This is a genomic window from Inquilinus sp. (assembly GCF_039594555.1).
GTDB lineage: Bacteria > Pseudomonadota > Alphaproteobacteria > DSM-16000 > Inquilinaceae > Inquilinus.
Window position 1 is genome coordinate 1 of record NZ_JBCNNF010000122.1, and the last position, 16,971, is coordinate 16,971.

At 71.9% G+C, this 16,971-nt stretch carries 19 protein-coding genes and 1 pseudogene; 15 read left to right on the forward strand and 5 right to left on the reverse strand.

What is annotated here, in order from left to right; genetic code table 11:
• The coding region (locus ABDW35_RS14960; RefSeq protein WP_343714676.1) for a ChaN family lipoprotein at positions 1-382 on the forward strand (382 nt) is incomplete at its 5' end.
• A gap of 130 nt (positions 383-512) precedes the next feature.
• Positions 513-1,772, forward strand: coding sequence for a hypothetical protein (locus tag ABDW35_RS14965; protein ID WP_343714677.1), 1,260 nt, complete (start codon positions 513-515; stop codon positions 1,770-1,772).
• Positions 1,773-1,777: 5 nt separating this feature from the next.
• On the opposite strand, the gene ABDW35_RS14970 is transcribed toward ABDW35_RS14965, so the two are convergent.
• Together ABDW35_RS14970 and ABDW35_RS14975 are read right to left on the reverse strand one after the other, a co-directional pair.
• A complete protein-coding gene (locus ABDW35_RS14970) occupies positions 1,778-2,125 on the reverse strand; it encodes a VOC family protein (protein WP_343714678.1) in 348 nt (115 codons plus the stop codon).
• Between the two features lie 28 nt (positions 2,126-2,153).
• On the reverse strand, positions 2,154-3,065 hold the full coding sequence (locus ABDW35_RS14975; RefSeq protein ID WP_343714679.1) for a LysR family transcriptional regulator: 912 nt from the start codon (positions 3,063-3,065) through the stop codon (positions 2,154-2,156).
• A 115-nt stretch (positions 3,066-3,180) separates the two neighbouring features.
• Here ABDW35_RS14975 and ABDW35_RS14980 point away from each other — a divergent pair, with 115 nt between their 5' ends.
• Genes ABDW35_RS14980 through ABDW35_RS14990 form a run of 3 tightly spaced genes read left to right on the forward strand, consistent with a single transcriptional unit; the run spans position 3,181 to position 5,107 of the window.
• Positions 3,181-3,813: a glutathione S-transferase N-terminal domain-containing protein gene (locus tag ABDW35_RS14980; RefSeq protein ID WP_343714680.1), complete on the forward strand. Its 633-nt coding sequence runs from the start codon at positions 3,181-3,183 to the stop codon at positions 3,811-3,813.
• 29 nt (positions 3,814-3,842) lie between these two features.
• The gene (locus tag ABDW35_RS14985; RefSeq protein ID WP_343714681.1) at positions 3,843-4,766 is read left to right on the forward strand and encodes a DMT family transporter; all 924 of its coding nucleotides are present in this window, start codon (positions 3,843-3,845) and stop codon (positions 4,764-4,766) included.
• An 11-nt stretch (positions 4,767-4,777) separates the two neighbouring features.
• A complete protein-coding gene (locus tag ABDW35_RS14990; protein ID WP_343714682.1) occupies positions 4,778-5,107 on the forward strand; it encodes a multidrug efflux SMR transporter in 330 nt (109 codons plus the stop codon).
• Here the strand turns inward: ABDW35_RS14990 and ABDW35_RS14995 are convergent.
• Positions 5,104-5,955 (reverse strand): LysR substrate-binding domain-containing protein, encoded by an 852-nt coding sequence (locus ABDW35_RS14995; protein WP_343714683.1) that lies wholly within the window; start codon positions 5,953-5,955, stop codon positions 5,104-5,106. The genes ABDW35_RS14990 and ABDW35_RS14995 overlap by 4 nt on opposite strands.
• Before the next feature lie 102 nt (positions 5,956-6,057).
• Between ABDW35_RS14995 and ABDW35_RS15000 the strand changes: the two genes are divergently transcribed.
• From ABDW35_RS15000 to ABDW35_RS15015, 4 genes are all read left to right on the forward strand, one after another.
• Positions 6,058-6,690 carry an NAD(P)H-dependent oxidoreductase gene (locus ABDW35_RS15000; protein WP_343714684.1) on the forward strand — a complete coding sequence of 211 codons (633 nt, stop codon included), beginning with the start codon at positions 6,058-6,060 and terminating at the stop codon, positions 6,688-6,690.
• A 74-nt stretch (positions 6,691-6,764) separates the two neighbouring features.
• Positions 6,765-7,592, forward strand: a complete 828-nt coding sequence (locus ABDW35_RS15005) for a methyltransferase domain-containing protein (RefSeq protein WP_343714685.1) — start codon at positions 6,765-6,767, stop codon at positions 7,590-7,592.
• Positions 7,593-7,802: 210 nt separating this feature from the next.
• Positions 7,803-8,315 (forward strand): MarR family winged helix-turn-helix transcriptional regulator, encoded by a 513-nt coding sequence (locus ABDW35_RS15010; protein WP_343714686.1) that lies wholly within the window; start codon positions 7,803-7,805, stop codon positions 8,313-8,315.
• The gene (locus tag ABDW35_RS15015; protein WP_343714687.1) at positions 8,312-9,175 is read left to right on the forward strand and encodes a DMT family transporter; all 864 of its coding nucleotides are present in this window, start codon (positions 8,312-8,314) and stop codon (positions 9,173-9,175) included. Before ABDW35_RS15010 ends, ABDW35_RS15015 begins: the two co-directional genes overlap by 4 nt.
• On the opposite strand, the gene ABDW35_RS15020 is transcribed toward ABDW35_RS15015, so the two are convergent.
• Positions 9,172-10,074 (reverse strand): LysR family transcriptional regulator, encoded by a 903-nt coding sequence (locus tag ABDW35_RS15020; RefSeq protein WP_343714688.1) that lies wholly within the window; start codon positions 10,072-10,074, stop codon positions 9,172-9,174. The two genes, ABDW35_RS15015 and ABDW35_RS15020, sit on opposite strands and share 4 nt — an antisense overlap.
• Positions 10,075-10,181: 107 nt before the next feature.
• On the opposite strand from ABDW35_RS15020, the gene ABDW35_RS15025 reads away from it, so the two are divergent.
• The 5 genes from ABDW35_RS15025 to ABDW35_RS15045 all read left to right on the forward strand — a co-directional run bounded on the left by ABDW35_RS15025 (position 10,182) and on the right by ABDW35_RS15045 (position 15,124).
• Positions 10,182-10,811 carry a glutathione S-transferase gene (locus ABDW35_RS15025; RefSeq protein ID WP_343714689.1) on the forward strand — a complete coding sequence of 210 codons (630 nt, stop codon included), beginning with the start codon at positions 10,182-10,184 and terminating at the stop codon, positions 10,809-10,811.
• Between the two features lie 172 nt (positions 10,812-10,983).
• Positions 10,984-13,101, forward strand: a complete 2,118-nt coding sequence (locus tag ABDW35_RS15030) for a pyridoxamine 5'-phosphate oxidase family protein (protein WP_343714690.1) — start codon at positions 10,984-10,986, stop codon at positions 13,099-13,101.
• Positions 13,102-13,410: 309 nt separating this feature from the next.
• Positions 13,411-13,959 carry a hypothetical protein gene (locus ABDW35_RS15035; protein WP_343714691.1) on the forward strand — a complete coding sequence of 183 codons (549 nt, stop codon included), beginning with the start codon at positions 13,411-13,413 and terminating at the stop codon, positions 13,957-13,959.
• Entirely contained in the window at positions 13,956-14,534 is a 579-nt protein-coding gene (locus ABDW35_RS15040) for a hypothetical protein (RefSeq protein ID WP_343714692.1), read from the forward strand. Before ABDW35_RS15035 ends, ABDW35_RS15040 begins: the two co-directional genes overlap by 4 nt.
• The gene (locus ABDW35_RS15045; protein ID WP_343714693.1) at positions 14,531-15,124 is read left to right on the forward strand and encodes a hypothetical protein; all 594 of its coding nucleotides are present in this window, start codon (positions 14,531-14,533) and stop codon (positions 15,122-15,124) included. The genes ABDW35_RS15040 and ABDW35_RS15045 overlap by 4 nt, the downstream gene beginning before the upstream one ends.
• A gap of 5 nt (positions 15,125-15,129) precedes the next feature.
• Here ABDW35_RS15045 and ABDW35_RS15050 read toward each other — a convergent pair whose 3' ends face one another.
• Positions 15,130-16,485 carry a hypothetical protein gene (locus ABDW35_RS15050; protein ID WP_343714694.1) on the reverse strand — a complete coding sequence of 452 codons (1,356 nt, stop codon included), beginning with the start codon at positions 16,483-16,485 and terminating at the stop codon, positions 15,130-15,132.
• Positions 16,486-16,737: 252 nt separating this feature from the next.
• Between ABDW35_RS15050 and ABDW35_RS15055 the strand changes: the two are divergent.
• Positions 16,738-16,971 (forward strand): annotated as a pseudogene (locus ABDW35_RS15055) (multidrug transporter subunit MdtA); the annotation flags it as partial.

The following is a 16,971-nucleotide window of genomic DNA, read 5'->3' on the forward strand; positions in this document are numbered from 1 at the left end:
GATCGCGCTGAATGTCGACCGCGAGCTGGTGCGCGCGGTCGGGGCGGAAGGCTGGGCGGCGCTGCAGGCCCGGCCGGATCTCGATCTCGGCCGGCCGGTGCCGCCGTCGCCGGAGTACAACAAATACCTCGCCGCCGCCTTCGCCGGCCATGGCAGGGGGACGGAGGGCGATGCCCTCAACCGGGGTTTCCGCCGCTTCGTCGACGTCCAACTGCTGTGGGACCGAGCGATGGCGACGCGTATCGCCGAGGCCCGCGCGGCGGGGATCCCGCTGGTCGTGGTGCTGGCCGGCAGCGGCCATGTCCGCGACGGCATCCCGCGCCAGCTCCGCGACCTCGGCTATACCAGCACCGCCCTGGTGGCGCCGGACACGGGGGCGTAGTTCCGCTGCTCTTGCTGCCCGATTTGTGACATGAAGTTGGAGGATCGTCTCGCTGGATCGCTATGAATATTGAAGGGCGACTGGCTTGTTCTCCCATCATCGAAGTGAATCAGATTCACTTTTCGGATCGATGACTGTCTCCATTCGGCCGATGGGCCGGGCTTTGCTCGCTGCCGCCATCCTGGTCCTGCCTCTCGCCGTGCCGGCTCCAGCCACGGCGGCGACGCCGGTCGAGCTGACGCAGAGATACCTCTATGCCGGCAGCGTCGCCGAGGGCGAGAAGGCGCTGGCCGCGATCGTGGCGAAGAAGCCGGACGACGCTGAGGCGATCGCCGGGCTCGGCCTGATCCGCCTGGCCAAGGCGACGGAGCATTTCAGCCAGGCCCTGTACCGCTACGGCTTCCAGCCGCCGCACGACCCGGTGATGGCGGTGCCGCTGATGGCGATGCCGGTGCCGCCGAACCCGAACCCCGAGGTGATCCGCTACGAGGATGCCCGCGCCATCCTGCAGGCGCTGGTGGATGATCTCGACGCGGTCGACCGCACGCTGCAGCCGCTGGGCGACCGGCCGGTGAAGCTGCCCATGGCGATGGGCCGGGTGAAGCTGGACCTCGCCGGCAACGGCCGGGGCGAGACCACGCTCTACGACGTCTACAGCGCCGTGCTGCTGGGCGGGCAGGGCAACCACGCCGATGCCGGCAAGCTGGTGATCGCCTTCGACACCGGCGACGTGCTGTGGCTGCGCGCCTATACCCATGTGCTGCGCGCCGGCGCCGAGTTCCTGCTGGCGCGCGACTGGCGCCGCAGCTTCGACGCCGCCGGGCACCTGCTGTTCCCGCGACCGGATTCGCCGCTGGCCGCGGCGTTGACCCTGCCGACCCAGGGCATGTTCACCGGGGCGGAGGATGGCCGGATCGCCGACGGTATCGCCTGGATCCACCTGCTGAACTGGCCGGTGGCGGAGCCGGAACGGCTGCCGCGAGTGCGCGAGCACCTGCTGGAGGCGGCCAAGCTGAGCCAGGAGATGTGGGCGTCGATCCGGGCCGAGACCGACAATGACCGCGAATGGCTGCCGAACGCGAAGCAGGCCAGCCTGATCCCGGGCATGACCATCACCGATGAGCGCATCGATTCCTGGCTGTCGCTGATGGCGGAATTGGAGGCGATCCTGAACGGCGACAAGCTGCTGCCGCATTGGCGCTTCGAGCAGGGCTTCAACCTGCGCCGCCTGCTGGAGTCGCCGCAACCCTTCGACCTGGTGCTGCTGCTGACCGGCACCGACATGGTGCCCTTCCTCGAAGACGGCCCGGTCAGCGAGAGGTCGTTCTGGGAGCAGGCGACTGCCGCCTTCGAGGGAGAGTTCCTCAGCTTCGCAGTCTGGATCAACTGACGAGGTCAGTGCGCCAGGATGTTAACCAGCCGGCCGAACGGGTCGCGGACATAGAAGCGGCGCACGCCCCAGGGCTCGTCGGCCGGGCCGTATTCGACCTTGAGGCCCATCGCCACGGCCTTCCAGTGCATGGCGTCGACGTCGTCGACCTCGATCGAGATGTCCGGCACCGGGGTGCCGGAGCCACCCTGGGTCATGACGCTGAGCTGCGGCGTCATCGTCGTGCCGGCGGTGAAGGTCAAGATCCAGCCCATGTCCATGGCCAGCTCCAGGCCCAGGAAGTCGCCATAGAAGGCCTGCGCCCGGGCGATATCGCCGGCGGCGATGTTGGTGACGATCCGCTTCACGGCCATGGCTGTCCCCCATTGCTGCCTGTCCCGGCTACCCTGCCACGGCCGGCCTCCGTCCCTCCAGCAGGTCTCTCTGGCGAACCAGGGCGGCGGCCATGAATTCGGTGAAGGCGCTGACCCGGGCGGTGCGGCGCAGATCCTCGTGGGTCAGCACCCACAGCGCCGCGCCCTCCGGCACGGTCGGGGTGGCGATCCGCACCAGCCCGTCGGAGACGTCGCCGAGATAGCAGGGCAGGGCGGCCAGGCCGATCCCGGCGCGGGCGGCATTGCGAACCTCGACCAGCGAATCCGTCCGCAGCGCGATCGTCGTGTCCGGCAGCGCCCGGCGCATCCAACGCGCCACCGAGGTGCCGGCCAGGCTGTCATCCGGCGCCACCCAGGGATGGGCCGCCGGATCGACCGTGCCGCCGCGCGCCGCCGGGTGGTTCGCCGCGGCATAGGCGGCGAAGGCGATGCCGGCGACGCGGCGGCCGACCAGCGTCTCCGGCGGGTCCAGCACCGGCCGGATGGCGACATCGGCGTCGCGCCGGGTCAGGTTCGCCATCAGGTTGGCGGTGGTCACCTCCAGCCCGATGCCGGGATGCAGCTCGCGGAACTGGGCCAGCAGCGTCGGCAGCACCGAGGCGGTCAGCGTGTCCGCCGTCGCCACCCGCAGCGTGCCTTCCAGCCGCAGGTCCTGGCCGGCCAGGCGCCGCTCCAGCCCCTCGACCGTCGCCGCCATGAAGCGGGCCGCCGCCGCCAGCTCCTCGCCGCCCGCGGTCAGGGCATAGCCGCCGGGCAGCCGGTCGAACAGCCGCAGGCCCAGGCGCTGCTCGAAGCCGCCGATCCGGCGCAGCACCGTGGTGTGGTTGACGCCCAGCCGCCGCGCGGCGCCCGCCAGCGACCCGGCCTCGGCCACCGCCAGCACGGTGTGCAGATCCTCCCAATCCAGCCGGCTGTCCATGATCGTCCTGTGCGTAGACGCAGATGGTTGCTGCAGTATCACAGATCGAACTGCGTCAGTGCACCCTTCATCTTCTCTCCAGCGGCGGGGCTGGCCCGCCTTCGGAGAGACAGAGATGACCCCGATCCAGCTCTACACCTACCAGACGCCGAACGGGCACAAGGCCTCGATCATGCTCGAGGAGACCGGCCTGCCCTATGAGGTGCATGTCGTCGACATCGAGACGGGCGAGCAGCGCCAGCCGGCCTTCCTGGCGCTGAACCCGAACAACAAGATCCCGGTGATCACCGACCCGGACCGCGGCCGCACCGTGTTCGAGAGCGGCGCGATCCTGACCTATCTCGCCGAGCGCTCCGGCAGGCTGCTGCCGGCCGATGCCGGGGAGCGGACGACGGCGCTGCAATGGATCCTGTTCCAGGCGGCCCATCTCGGCCCCACCCTGGGCCAGCTGTGGAACTACAGGATCTTCGCGTCGGAGAAGATCCCCTACGTCATCGGCCGCTTCGAGGCCGAGGCGGCGCGGGTGTACCGGGTGCTGGACGGCACGCTGGGCCGGCGCAGCCACCTGGCCGGCGAGGCCTACGGCATCGCCGACGTCATGAGCTGGCCCTGGATCCATGCCGGGCTGACCAAGATCGGCGTCGGCCTCGAGGACAGTCCGAACCTGCGCCGCTGGTACGAGGCCATCGCCGCCCGGCCCGCCGTGCAGCGCGGCCTGCGCGTCCCGGCCCTGGCCGATCACCACTGATCCCGCCGCCTTCCGACTGAGACCCTGCCATGGAAACCCTGTTCATCCCGATCTCGCTGCTGGCCGGCGGGCTGCTCGCGGTCCAGGCCGGCGCCAACGCCCAGCTGGCCAAGGCCACCGGCAGCCCCTTCGCCGCGACGACGCTGCAGCTGTCGGTCGGCACCGCGATCCTGCTGGCCGCGGCGCTGCTGACCGGCACGATCTCGGCCCTGTCCGCCTTGCCGGGCGTGGTCTGGTGGCACGCCGTCGGCGGCACCGCCAGCGCGGTCTATGTGGTCTCGACCATCCTGCTGTTCCCGCGGCTCGGCGCGGTGGTCAGCGTCGGCCTGTTCATCGCCGGCCAGATGCTGGCGTCGCTGGCGCTCGACGGCTTCGGCCTGCTCGGCGTACCGGCGGCCGGCTTTGCCCCGGCGGCGGTGGCCGGCACCGTGCTGGTGCTGGCCGGCGCGGCGGCGATCGTGCTGGGCCAGTCCGGCGGCAGTGCCGTCCCGGCCCTGTCGCGGGCCGGTTGGATCACGCTGGCCCTGGCCGCCGGCGCGGTGCTGCCCGTCCAGGGTGCTGTGAACGCCCTGCTGCGCCGCGACCTCGGCGCGCCCTTCGCCGTCGGCGCGGTCAGCTTCCTGGTGGCGACGGCAGCCATGGCGGCGGTGGTGCTGATGGTGCTGGCCCTGCCGAAGCAGCCGCGGCCGAAGCTGGAGGGTGTCGGCGCGATGCCGTGGTGGGGCTGGCTCGGCGGCGTCGCCGGCGCCACCTATGTCACCACCGTCTTCACCGCGATCCCGGTGATCGGCGCCGCCGCCGCGGTCGGGCTGACCGTCGCCGGCCAGCAGGTCGCCTCGGTCTTCGTCGACCGCTACGGCTGGTTCCGCCTGCCGCGGCGCCCGGTTTCCGCCCTGCGCCTGGCCGGCGTGGCGGCGCTGCTGGCCGGCGTCGCCGTCATCAAGCTGGGCTGAGGGAGGTGGCGATGTCGAACTCCCTCGCCTGGGCGATGCTGATCCTGTCCGGCATCGCCGACGTGGTCTGGGCCGTGACCACGAAATACTCCAACGGCTACAGCCGTCTCGGCTGGACCGCGGCCTCGGTGGTCGCTCTGGTGGTCTTCCTCGGCCTCCTGACCCAGGCGCTGAAGGTGCTGCCGCTCGGCACCGCCTACGCGGTCTGGACCGGGATCGGCGCGGTCGGGTCGGTCACCGCCGGGCTGCTGCTGTTCGGCGAGGCGCTGGGCCCCGCGCGGCTCGCCGCCATCCTTGCCATCCTCGGCGGCGTGGTCGCGCTCAAGTTGTTGCCGAATTAGGGGCGGCCGAGCGGACCGGCCGATTGCCGCAGCATCTCGGCCAGGGCCCGGGCCGGCGGGTCCTCGGAGGCGGTGAAGACGACGAACTCCACCTCCGGCAGCGGCGGCAGCCCATCCTCCGCTCCCAGCACCCGCAGCCCGGCCCCGATCGCGCTCAGGGGCAGGGGCGTCACAGCCAGCCCGGCCAGGGCAGCGGCGCGGACGCCGGCGACGCTGGGGCTGACATAGGCGATCCGCCAGGGCCGCCGCGCCTCGGCCAGGGCCGCCAACGCCGCCTCCCGGTACGGGCAGGGCTCCGGGAAGAAGGCGAGGGGGATCGGGTCGGGCAGCGGGCCCGCATCCGCGGCGGCGGCCCAGGCCAGGGGCTCGCGCCACAGCGTCCAGCCGCGACCGTCGCCATGGCAGCGGCTGCACAGGATCAGGTCCAGCCGGCCGCCGTCCAGCGCCTGGAACAGGGTGGTGGCGATGCCGACTTCGACCTCGATCCGCACCGCCGGGTGCTGCGATCCGAAGCGCCGCAGCACCTCCGGCAGGCCGGAGCCGGCGACATCCTCCGACGCGCCGATCCGGATCCGCCCGGCCAGCGAGGAGGCCGAGAGGCTGGCGCGGGCATCCTGGTTCAGCCGCAGGATGCTGCGGGCATAGCCCAGCAGCGTCTCGCCGGCCTCGGTCAGCGCCACCGACCGGGTGCTGCGGCGCAGCAGCGGCCGGCCCGCCTGGTCCTCCAGGCGGCGGATCTGGGCGCTCACCGTCGACTGGGTGAGGTGGAGATGCTCCGCGGCGCGGGTGAAGCCCTGCAGCTCCGCCACCGCCACGAAGCTGCGCAGCAGCTCGGTCTCGAACATCATGCCAATATATCGTGATCTGCAATCAACCTCATAGAATCTATTCGTTTATCCTCTGAGCGATGCGCCGCTAGCCTCGGATTCATCCCCACCAGGAGAATCGCCATGGCCCGGCTGCTCTATGTCGAAGCCTCGCCCCGCAAGCAGCGCTCCGCTTCGATCGAGGTCGCGCGCGCCTTCCTCGCCGCCTATCGGGAGGCCCATCCCGCCGACGAGATCGAGACGCTGGATCTCTGGGCCGTCGACCTGCCAGAGTTCGACGGCGCGGCGATGGAGGCGAAATATGCCGGCCTGTCCGGAACGCCGCTGACCGCGGCGCAGGAGACGGCGTGGCGCCGGATCCGCGAGCTGGCACAGCCCTTCCACGCGGCCGACCGGCTGCTCTTCGCCGTACCGCTGTGGAACTTCGGCATTCCCTACAAGCTGAAACACCTGATCGACGTGGTGTCGCAGAAGGACGTGCTGTTCTCCTTCACCGAGCAGGGCTTCTCCGGCCTGCTGCCGGGCCGCAAGGCGGCGGTGATCTATGCCCGCGGCCTCGATTACGGCGCCTCGGCCCTCACCCCCGCCGCCGGCTTCGACTTTCAGAAGCCCTATATGGAGATGTGGCTGCGCTTCATCGGCATCACCGACATCACCGCCATCACGGTCGAGAAGACGCTGTTCGGGCCGGAGGTGGACACCCAGGCCCGGGCCGAGGCGAAGAGCCGGGCGGAGGCCGTGGCGAAGACCTTCTGAGGGCCTATCCGGATGGCGGCGATGTCGGCCGCCGCCGCTTGCGCTAGGATGGCCCGACCCACAGGGAGGCGGCCATGGAAACCGAGCAGCAGGTCGCGCGCCACTACGGCCGCAGCGGCATCGAGCAGGCGATCCTCGAGGCGCTGCGGGCCAGCGGCAAGGATGTCGACCACCTCGCCCCCGGCGACCTGTCCGGCGCCGACGAGTTCCATCTCGGCTGGCAGGCGGCGACGGCGGAGCTGGCGCGGGATCTCGGCCTCGGGCCGGAGCTGCATGTGCTCGATGTCGGCTCCGGCATCGGCGGGCCAGCCCGGCATTTCGCCGCGGCACAAGGCTGCCGGGTCACCGGCATCGACCTGACGGCGGAGTTCGTCGAGGCCGCCAGGGCCCTGACCCGGCGCTGCGGCCTCGCCGGCTTGGTGTCGTTCTGCCAGGGCAGTGCGCTGGCCATGCCGTTCCCGGACGCGGAATTCGATGCCGCCACCCTGATCCATGTCGGCATGAACATCGCCGACAAGGCGGCGCTGTTCGCCGAGGTGCACCGGGTGCTGAGGCCCGGCGCGCGGTTCGGCGTGTACGACGTCATGCGGGTGGCGGACGGCGACCTTCCCTATCCGATGCCCTGGGCGGCGACGCCGGAGACCAGCTTCGTCGAGACGCCGGAGACCTATCGCCGGCTGCTGCGGGAGGCCAGCTTCACAGTCGAGGCGGAACACGACCGCAGCGATCTCGCGCTTCGCCTCGGCCGCGAGATGCGCGAGCGGGCGGCGGTCGAGGGCGCCCCGCCGCTCGGCCTGCACCTGCTGATGGGCCCGGCGACGCGAGAGCGCATCGGCAATGTCATGGCGACGCTCGAACGCGGCCTGATCGCCCCGGTCGCGATGGTGGCGCGGGCGGGCTGAGGCGGGCTGCCGGTTGACCCCATAGAGCCGTCATCGCGAGGAGCGAAGCGACGTGGCGATCCAGGGGGCGGTGCCGCTGGATCGCTTCGCTGTGCTCGCGATGACAATTCTTTCATCGACTGCCGCGAAAGGCGGTCGCCGTCATTCGTTCTGGCCAAGGTAATTTCGATATGATTTCATAATGAAATCATTTTGTGATCGGAGCGTGCCATGGCCGGTCCCTCGTCCCCCGCCGCCCCCGTCCTGGAGCTCGGGCGCTGGCTGCCCTACCGGATGTTCGTCGTCGCCGGGCGGGTGGCGGAGCTGCTGGAGAGCTTCTATGGCCCGCGCTGGGGTATGGGGCTGCCGGCTTGGCGGATCCTGGCGGTGGTGGCCGACCGGCCGGGCGTCAGTGCGCGGGAGATCGCGCGGGCCTGCGGCCTCGATGCCGTTGCCGTCAGTCGCGGCATCGCCCAGCTGGTCGCCCTCGGCTTCGCCCGGCGTGAGGCCGGGGTGCAGGACCGGCGCTACGCCTCGGTGACGCTGACGGCCGAAGGGGAGGCCGCCTTCGCCGAGATCGCGACCCTGGCTCGCGCGATCGAGGCGAAGCTGCTGGCGGCGCTGCCGGAGGAGGAGCGGGCGGCGCTCGACCGCGCCCTCGACCGGCTCGACACCGCCAGCGGCAGGATCGCGGGCGCCGGCTGGCGGGCGCTGCTGGCCGAGGCGTCGGAGGCGGGACGGTGACCGCGCTCCTGTTCCTGGCCACCGCGCTGCTCTGGGGCGGCGGCGCGCTGGCCACGGCGCTGCAGGCCGGGCCGGTGGCGGCCACCGTCTCAGTCGGCTACCGCATGGCCGCGGCCGGGCTGCTGATGCTGGCCCTCGGCGCCCTGACCGGCACCCGGCTGCGCCTGCCCCGCGCCGACCTGCCCTGGGTGCTGCTGCAGGGCGTGCTGTTCTTCGGCCTCGCCTTCATCGCCTTCTACAATGCCACCCGCCTGATCCCGAGCGGGCTGGCGGCGCTGGTGCTGTCGCTCTCCGCCGTCTTCGCCGGGCTGCTCGGCCGGGCCTTCCTCGGCACGGCGCTGACGCCGCGCCTCTGGGCCGGCCTCGGCTGCGGCGTGCTCGGCCTCGCCATCGTCTTCGGCGGCGACCTCGGCGCCGTGGCGGCGGACGGGCGCGGCCTGGCCGGCGTCGCCTGGGCCGCGCTGGCGGCGCTGGCCACGGCCGGCGGCACCATCCTCGGCGCCCGCAACCAGCGGCGCGGCATCCCGATCCCGGCGGTGATGGGCTGGGGCGCGCTGACCGGCGCAGCCGTCGCCTTCGCCTGGTCGGCCGCCGCCGGCTCCGCCTTTTCGATCGACATCTCGCCCCGCTATCTCGGCAGCCTGGCCTATCTCGCCATCGCCGCCTCCTGCGTCACCTTCCTGATGTATTTCGATCTGGTCCGCCGCATCGGCCCGGCCCGCACCGCCTACACCCTGGCGCTGGTGCCGGTGGTGGCGCTGGCCCTGTCGGCCGGCTTCGAGGGCCTCGCTCTCGGCCCCGGCCTGCTGCTCGGCGCCGCCGCCATCCTGCTCGGCAACGTGCTGGTGCTGCGCGGCTAGCCCTCCAGAGTCGGGTCGGCACGCAACCCCTCGGCCAGCATGTCGACCAGGGCCCGCACCCGGGCGGAGGCGCGGCGGCCTTCCTGGTGCACGACCTGGATCGGGATCGGCGGCGGCTCGAACTCCTGCAGCACCACCTGCAGCAGGCCGGCGCGGATCTCCGCCGCCGCCTGGTAGGACAGCACCCGGGTCAAGCCATGCCCCGCCACCGCCGCGGCCACCGCGACATCGGCCTGGTTGACGATCAGCCGGACCCGCGGCTCGGCCGTCTCGGTCCGTCCGCCCTGATGGAACACCCAGTCGCGCGTCGACGGCCCCCGGATGAACGGGATCGCCTCGTGCTCCGCAAGGTCGGCCGGGCTGCGCGGCGTGCCATGCGCCGCCAGATAAGCGGGGGCGGCGCAGACGATCCGACGCACCGTGCCGACCCGCACGGCACTGAGGCCGGAATCCGGCAGCTCGGCGATGCGCACGGCGACGTCGTAGCCCTCCTCGGCCAGATGGACGATGCGGTCGATGAAGAAGCTGCGCACCACCAGCCGCGGATAACGGTCGGCGACCCGGAACAGCACCGGCGCCACATGCAGCCGGCCGAACAGCACGGGCGCCGTGACTGCGACCGGCCCGCGCGGCTCGGCATGCAGCCCGGCCGCCGCCGCCTCGGCCTCGTCCACCTCGGCCAGGATGCGGCGGCAATCCTCCAGGAAGCGGGTGCCGGCCTCGGTCAACCGCACCACCCGGGTGGTGCGGTGCAGCAGCCGGGCGCCGATCCGCTCCTCCACCGCCGCGATGGCGCGGGTGACGGCGGGCGGGGACAGGGCCAGGCGCCGGGCCGCGGGGGCGAAGCCGCCGGCCTCGGCCACGGCGATGAAGATGCGCATGCTGTCCAGCCGATCCATCGGATTATTCCGCTGGCTGAAACGGTGATCTGTCAAGCGCGCGCATTCTCCATAGATCGAGGAATGGGCATCTTGGTGACATCGACACTCGCTGAAAGGCCGCCGCCATGCCCGTTCCCGCCCAGCCCATCCGCCTCTACCGCTTCGGTCTGTCCGGCCATTCCCACCGGGTCGAGCTGTTCCTGTCGCTGCTGGGCCTGCCCTTCGAGGCGATCGACGTCGACCTGCCGGGCGGCGAGCACAAGACCCCGGCCTTCCTCGCCCGCAGCCCCTTCGGCCAGGTGCCGGCGATCGAGGATGGCGAGATTGCCCTGGCCGACAGCAACGCCATCCTGGTCTATCTCGCCGGCCGCTATGACGAGACCGGGCGCTGGCTGCCGCGCGACCCGCTGGCCGCGGCCGAGGTGCAGCGCTGGCTGTCCGTCGCCGCCGGCTTCCTGGCGTACGGCCCGGCGGCGGCCCGCCTGGTGACCGTGTTCAAGGCCCAGCTGGACCATGAGCGCGCCAAGGCGATCGCCGCCCGCCTCTACGGGGTGATGGAGGCGCATCTGGCCAAGGGCAGCTTCCTGGCCGGGCCGCAGCCGACTATCGCCGATATCGCCAACTACACCTACACCGCGGTGGCGCCCGAAGGCGGCGTGTCGCTGCAGGACTATCCGAACATCCGCGCCTGGCTGTCCCGGATCGAGGCGCTGCCCGGCTTCGTGCCGATGCCGCGCACCGCCGTGGCTGCGTGATCCGACTTCTTTAGCTCTCCCGCCAACCCAGCACGTCATTGCGAGCGCAGCGAAGCAATCCATGTCGCAGCCCTTGCGGGCCGATGGATTGCTTCGTCGGCTCCGCCTCCTCGCAATGACGGCTTGGGCGGGAGAGGACCGCACAACAGCACTGCCTCTCCAGAGGTGCATCATGCCCGACACCGCCACATCCGTGCCCGCGCCGCTGCCCGGCTGGCCGCATGACGCCGCGCCCTTCCATTCCGGCGAAGAAGCCGCCCAGGCCCGAGCCGGCGTGCGCGAGCGGATGGCCTCGGCCGGGCGGCGGGTGATCCGCGGCATCATGCCGGACCAGCATCGCGACTTCTTCGCCCTGCTGCCCTTCCTGGTGGTCGGCAGCCTGGACCGGCAAGGCCGGCCCTGGGCCTCGATCCTATCCGGCCGGCCGGGCTTCCTGCATTCGCCCGACCCGCGCACCCTGACCGTGACGGCGCGGCCGGCCTATGGCGACCCGCTGGGCGACAACATCGCCGTCGGAGCGCCGGTCGGGCTGCTCGGCATCCAGCTGGAGACCCGGCGGCGTAACCGGATGAACGGGACTGTCAGCGAATGGGCCGACGGCCGCTTCGCCGTCACGGTCGGGCAGAGCTTCGGCAACTGCCCGCAATACATCCAGGCGCGGACGCCGGCCTTCGTGGCCGAGCCGGACAGCCTGGGCGCGCCGCGGCCGGTGCATGAGGAGGGGCCGCTGCTGTCGCCGCGGGCGGCGGCGCTGGTCGCGGCGGCCGACACCTTCTTCATCGCCAGCCGCTCGGCCCATGCGGAAGACGTCGATGCGCCGTCGGAGGGCGTCGACGTCTCGCATCGCGGCGGCCGTCCCGGCTTCGTCCGGGTGGCGGAGGAGGGCGGACGCACGGTGCTGACCGCGCCGGACTTCCTCGGCAATTTCTACTTCAACACCTTCGGCAACATCGCGGCCGACCCGCGCGCCGGCCTGGTCTTCGTCGATTTCGACAGTGGCGGCGTGCTGCTGCTGACCGGCCGGGCCGAGGTGGTGTGGGACGGGCCGGATGTCGCGGCCTTCGCCGGGGCGGAACGGCTGCTGCGCTTCCGGCCGGAGGAGGGGCGCTGGATCGAGGACGCGGTGCCGCTGCGCTGGTCGGCGCCGGAGCAGGCGCCGCAGCTGGCCGCCACCGGCACCTGGGCGGAGGCGGATCGGGCAGCCGTAGCAGAGGCGTCGCGCAACACGCTGCGGCCCTTCACTGTGGCCGAGGTGGTGGAGGAAAGCGCCACCATCCGCTCCTTCATCCTGGAGCCGGCGGATGGCGGCAGTGTGGTGCCGCACCGGCCGGGCCAGTTCCTGCCGGTCGCGCTCGACATTCCCGGCCGCGACCAGCCGGTGCGGCGCACCTACACCCTGTCCGACGCGCCGGGCGGGCGCCGCTATCGGATCAGTGTCAAGCGCGAGACCGCGGTCGACGGCCGCCCCGGCCTGGCCAGCCACTGGCTGCACGACCATGTCCGGGCCGGCGACACCCTCCGCGCCCTGGCACCGCGCGGCGACTTCGTGCTCGACGCCGACAGCCGCCGGCCGGTGCTGCTGCTGTCGGGCGGCGTCGGGGTGACGCCGATGATCGCCATGCTGAACGACCTGGTCGGCCGCAACCCGGACCGGCTGCGCCATCCCGGCCGCGGGATCTGGTTCGTCCATGCCGCGCGCGACGGCGCCGAGCACGCCTTCGCCGATCACCTGCGGGCCCTGGCGGCGCGGGCGCCGATCCTGACCGTGCATGTCCGCTATAGCCGGCCGCGGTCGCAGGACGTACCGGGCCGCGACTATGACGATGCCGGCCACATCGACGCCGCGCTGCTGCGCCGGCTGCTGCCGCTGGATGATTACGACGTCTATCTCTGCGGCCCGGCCGGCTTCATGCAGGCGATGCGCGCGGCGCTCGACAGCCTCGGGGTGCGGCCGGAGCGGATCCGCAGCGAGGCTTTCGCCGCCGGCTCCGCGGCGCCGGTCGATCCAACGACCCTGCCGCCGGCGGTGGCCGAGGCGCAGGTCGAGTTCCGCGCCTCCGGCCGCAGCGCCGCCTGGGACCCGTCCAGGGGCTCGCTGCTCGACCTCGCCGAGGCGGCCGGGATCCAGGCGCCGTGGAGCTGCCGCTCCGGCCTGTGCGGCACCTGCGCCGCGCGGGTGGCGGAAGGCGCCGTGACCTATGCCGAGCCGCCGGCCGGCGCGCCCGGGCCGGGCGAGGCCCTGGTGTGTTGCGCCATTCCCGCCAGCGATCGGGTGGTGCTGGAGCTGTAGGGGCTCCGACGCATAGAGGGCCGGAGCCACCCCCTCACCCGAAATCGCCGACGCGATTTCGACCTCTCCCCAAGGAGAGGTTAAAGGGGGTACGGCTCAGATCCCCTCTCCTCGGGGAGAGGGAGGGGCCCGACGCCGAAGGCGGCGGGAGGGTGAGGGGGCGGGCCCAGACCTCGCGAATCCCCCTTGAATCCGGAACCAATTCCGCTGCCATGTGTTCGATCGGTCCTGTGGGTGGGGGAAGGGCTTCGGCTCCGTCATATGTCCGCGGCAAAACGATTAGGGCTGGAGGGGCTCAGAAGCCGGACCATGGTCTGGCTGACCACGGGCATCGGCGGCTTCCTGGCCGCCGGCGTCGTGCTGGTCATGACCATCGCCTCCTACCGCACCGACCAGCCGCTGCCGCACTTCGCGGCCGGCGCGACGATCGAGGCGGGGGAGTGGCGCGTGGTGCCGCTGAGCGTCCGGATCGACACCGCCACACCCGACGGGCGCAAGGTCCGGGACGGCGAGAAGGCCGTGGTGGTGGAGGTCGAACTGACCAACCGCACCGCCGAATCCAGCAACAGCTTCTATCGCCTGCTGACGCCGGACCTGCCGGTCGGCAAGGGCCAGCCGGACGTCTTCCTGCTGCGCGACCGTGAGCGCGCGGCGGAACTGCACCCGGACTTGACCGAGCGGCTGGCGATCGTCTGGACCCTGCCGCAGGACGTTCCGGTGCCGCCGATGCTGAAGCTCGCCGTCCATGCCACGGACTACAAGCGGCGCGACAACCTCCGGGGACAGACCGGCTGGTCGTACAACCCGCATGTGGCCGGCATCGTCGACATGCCGGTCCAGGAGGGCGGCCCGGCATGATCCGATGGTTCGGCCGCGTGGCGGCGCTGCTGGTCGCCGCCGTCCTGCTGCTGGCGATGCAGTGGACCACCCCCTTTTACGACCGGAAGACCGACCCGATCCCGGTCTATGGCCAGATCGGCGACACGGTCACGGCGCGGAAATTCACCATCCGGCTCGAGACGGTCCAGTTCGCCAAGCAGCTCCGCTTCACGGCCTATGGCAAGGAGGTCGTCCGCGACACCTCCGGCCTCTGGGCGGTCGTCACCGCGACCGTGGCGGCGCGGTCGGAGAGCACGCTGGTCTACGAGGCCGACTGGGAAGGGCCGACGGGGCTGCACTATTCCCTCAGCGACCGGCTGTCCGGCGTGAAGTCCCTGCTGTCCGGCGCGTCGCTGCAGCCCGGCCTGCCGCGGCGCGGCTGGTTCATCTTCGAGATCCGCGAGGACCAGGCGCGCGGCGCCACCTTCGTCGCCCCGAAGATCGGCCTCACGCGGCTCGATTCCATCGTCCGCATCAGCCTCGGCAGCGGCACCGGATCGCTGCCGGTCGCCGACAGTCTGGACCTCGACCGCACGCCGGGGACGATCCCATGACGACGGCCGATCCGCCCGGAGACGCCACGACCCTCGTCCCGACCGACACCGATGAACGGCGCTGGCGGCGCCGCTGCCTGTGGGGGCTGCTGCTGGCGCTGCCCGCCGTCTATCTGCTGACCGCACGGGGCCATCTGGAGGAATGGTGGCAGGGCCAGGAGCTGTTCGAGGTCGGCGTGTCCGCCGGCATGGAGACCCGCTTCGCCGGGGCCGATTGGAAACTGGAGACGGTGGAGGTGCTGCCGCTCAAGGATTCTGGCTGGCCGCGCGTGCAGGGCGTCCCCGTCCGGGTCCGCTTCCAGGTCACCGTCCGCGAGCCGAGCATCGACGTGCTCTGGCAGCGCTGCCAGGTGGCGCTGCGGGACGATCAGGGCCGGCGCTGGTCGGCCAGCGGCTTCGGCGGCCCGCGCTCGACCGAAGGCACCATGACCTGCGGCGCCGCGACGCTGGAGCCGCGGGCACCGGGCACGGTGCTGCGGATCGAGCAGGACTTCACCGTGCCGCACGACGCCGCCGGCAAGGTGGAGCCGACCGTCAGCATGGACGGCGAGCGGCCCCGCTACCTGCGCTTCCACCTCGGATCGATGTAGTCGGGCTACGCCGCGGCCTCATCGGCAGTCTTCACCTCCGGCTCGGCCGGCGCCTGCGACCGGGCGAAGGCAATCTCCAGCACGGCCGCGACCAGGCACATGCGCAGCGGCTCGACCAGGATGCCGGGCGTGGTTCCCGACAGGTCGCCGAGCAGCAGCGACAGGCCGTCGACGAACAGCTGCTCCAGACTGATCGGGTGCGGGCCGATCACCTGGGTCGCGCCCATCCACAGCCAGTCGGCCGCCCAGCCGATCGCGCGCCAGCCGACGACGAGGGTCAGCACCAGGGCCAAATCGGCATGCAGCGCCAGCCGGATGCTGTTGGCGACCGGCAGGTAGCGGCTGCGATACCCGTTGACGAAATGGCCGATGAAATCGCGGATGAACTTCGGCAGGGCGGCGTAGCGGCTGCCGATGCGCTCCAGCCGCCGGTGCCGCATCCAGCCCGGGTCGCTGCCCAGGTCGTGGCCGTAGATCAGCGCCGCCAGCACCAGCCAGATCAGCGGCAGCAGGGCGTAGAAGAACAGGCCGGTGGCGACGGTCGTCGCGTCGGGCGGCGCCCATTCCACCGGCTCGGCGGCGGCGAAAGCGGTCGAGATCGGGGTCAGCACCGCCTGCCAGATGCGGTTGAGCCATTCCCAGGCGGTGCCGCTGGCCACCCAAGCGATGGCCTCGTCCTTCCATTGCGACAACACGAACAGGCCGATGAAGACCCAGTTGGTCTCGCACAGCACGATCAGCAGCTTCCAGACCGGCGCGCCGGTGCGGTCGCGCAGCGCCTTGAACAGCCGGCGCAGGATCCAGGTGGCGACGACCGAGACTGCCAGCCAGCGGGCGCCGATGGCGTCGAGCAGGTTGCCGCTCTCGCCGAACGGCGCAAGGTCCAGACCCAGGATCGAGTATTCGCGGATGGTGTCGTTCAGCAGGCCCCAGGCCGCGTAATAGGCGAAGAACGGCACCAGGGCGATGGTCAGGGTGGTGGCGAAGCCGGCCAGCCGCTGCCGCCGCGTCAGCGCCGCCGGCGTAGCGGAGGATGGAGCAGGGACGTCTCCCGCGGCGGAGTCCTCCGGGCCGGTGATCGGCACCGCCGCGCCCGTCGACAGGGCTTGCGCGGCGGCGACGGCGGGCAGCGCCGGCCGCATCAGCAGGAAGCCGAGGACGGTGACGACCAGCTTGGTCAGGACCACCAGGGTCAGCGCCGCGAAGCCGAGCGACCGGTCGACGAAGCCGACCCTGGCGGACAGCAGCAGCAGCTGATCGTTCAGCAGGATGCCGATCAGCACCAGCAGCGTCAGCTGCGGCCAGAAACGCCACCACAGCTTCCCGGTCAGCACCAGCGGCGCCAGGAATTCCCGATGCATCCCGTTCCCCACCCGGGCCCCACCCCGCACCCGTCGGCGCGGCCCTAAACGTTGCAACGGGCACAGTAACGCATGACCTGCGTCTTTGTGCCCCATCCGGCGTATCATTGGCCGACCGACGGAACCAAGACCGTCCAGTCGTGTAGCAGAGCGCGAGGGGGCCGCCAGACGCAGACTCAAGGTGACGGATCAATGGATGCTCGCGTCGAGGACCGACAGCGGCCGGTTGAGGAGACGAAGAGACCCGCCCCGGTGCGGCGCCGCGGGCGGCTGGTGTGGGGCGGCCTCGGCCTCGTCGCCGCCGTGCTGATCGCCCTGGCCACCTGGCATGTCGTCACCACGCCGGGCAGCGCGCCGGCCCCGGCCCGGGGCGGGCGCTTCGCCGGCCCGCCCCAGCCGGTCGGCGTGGCCACGGTCGGCCGCGGCGACATCCGCATCACCCTCGACGCGCTCGGCACCGTCACCCCGCTGGCCACCGTCACCGTC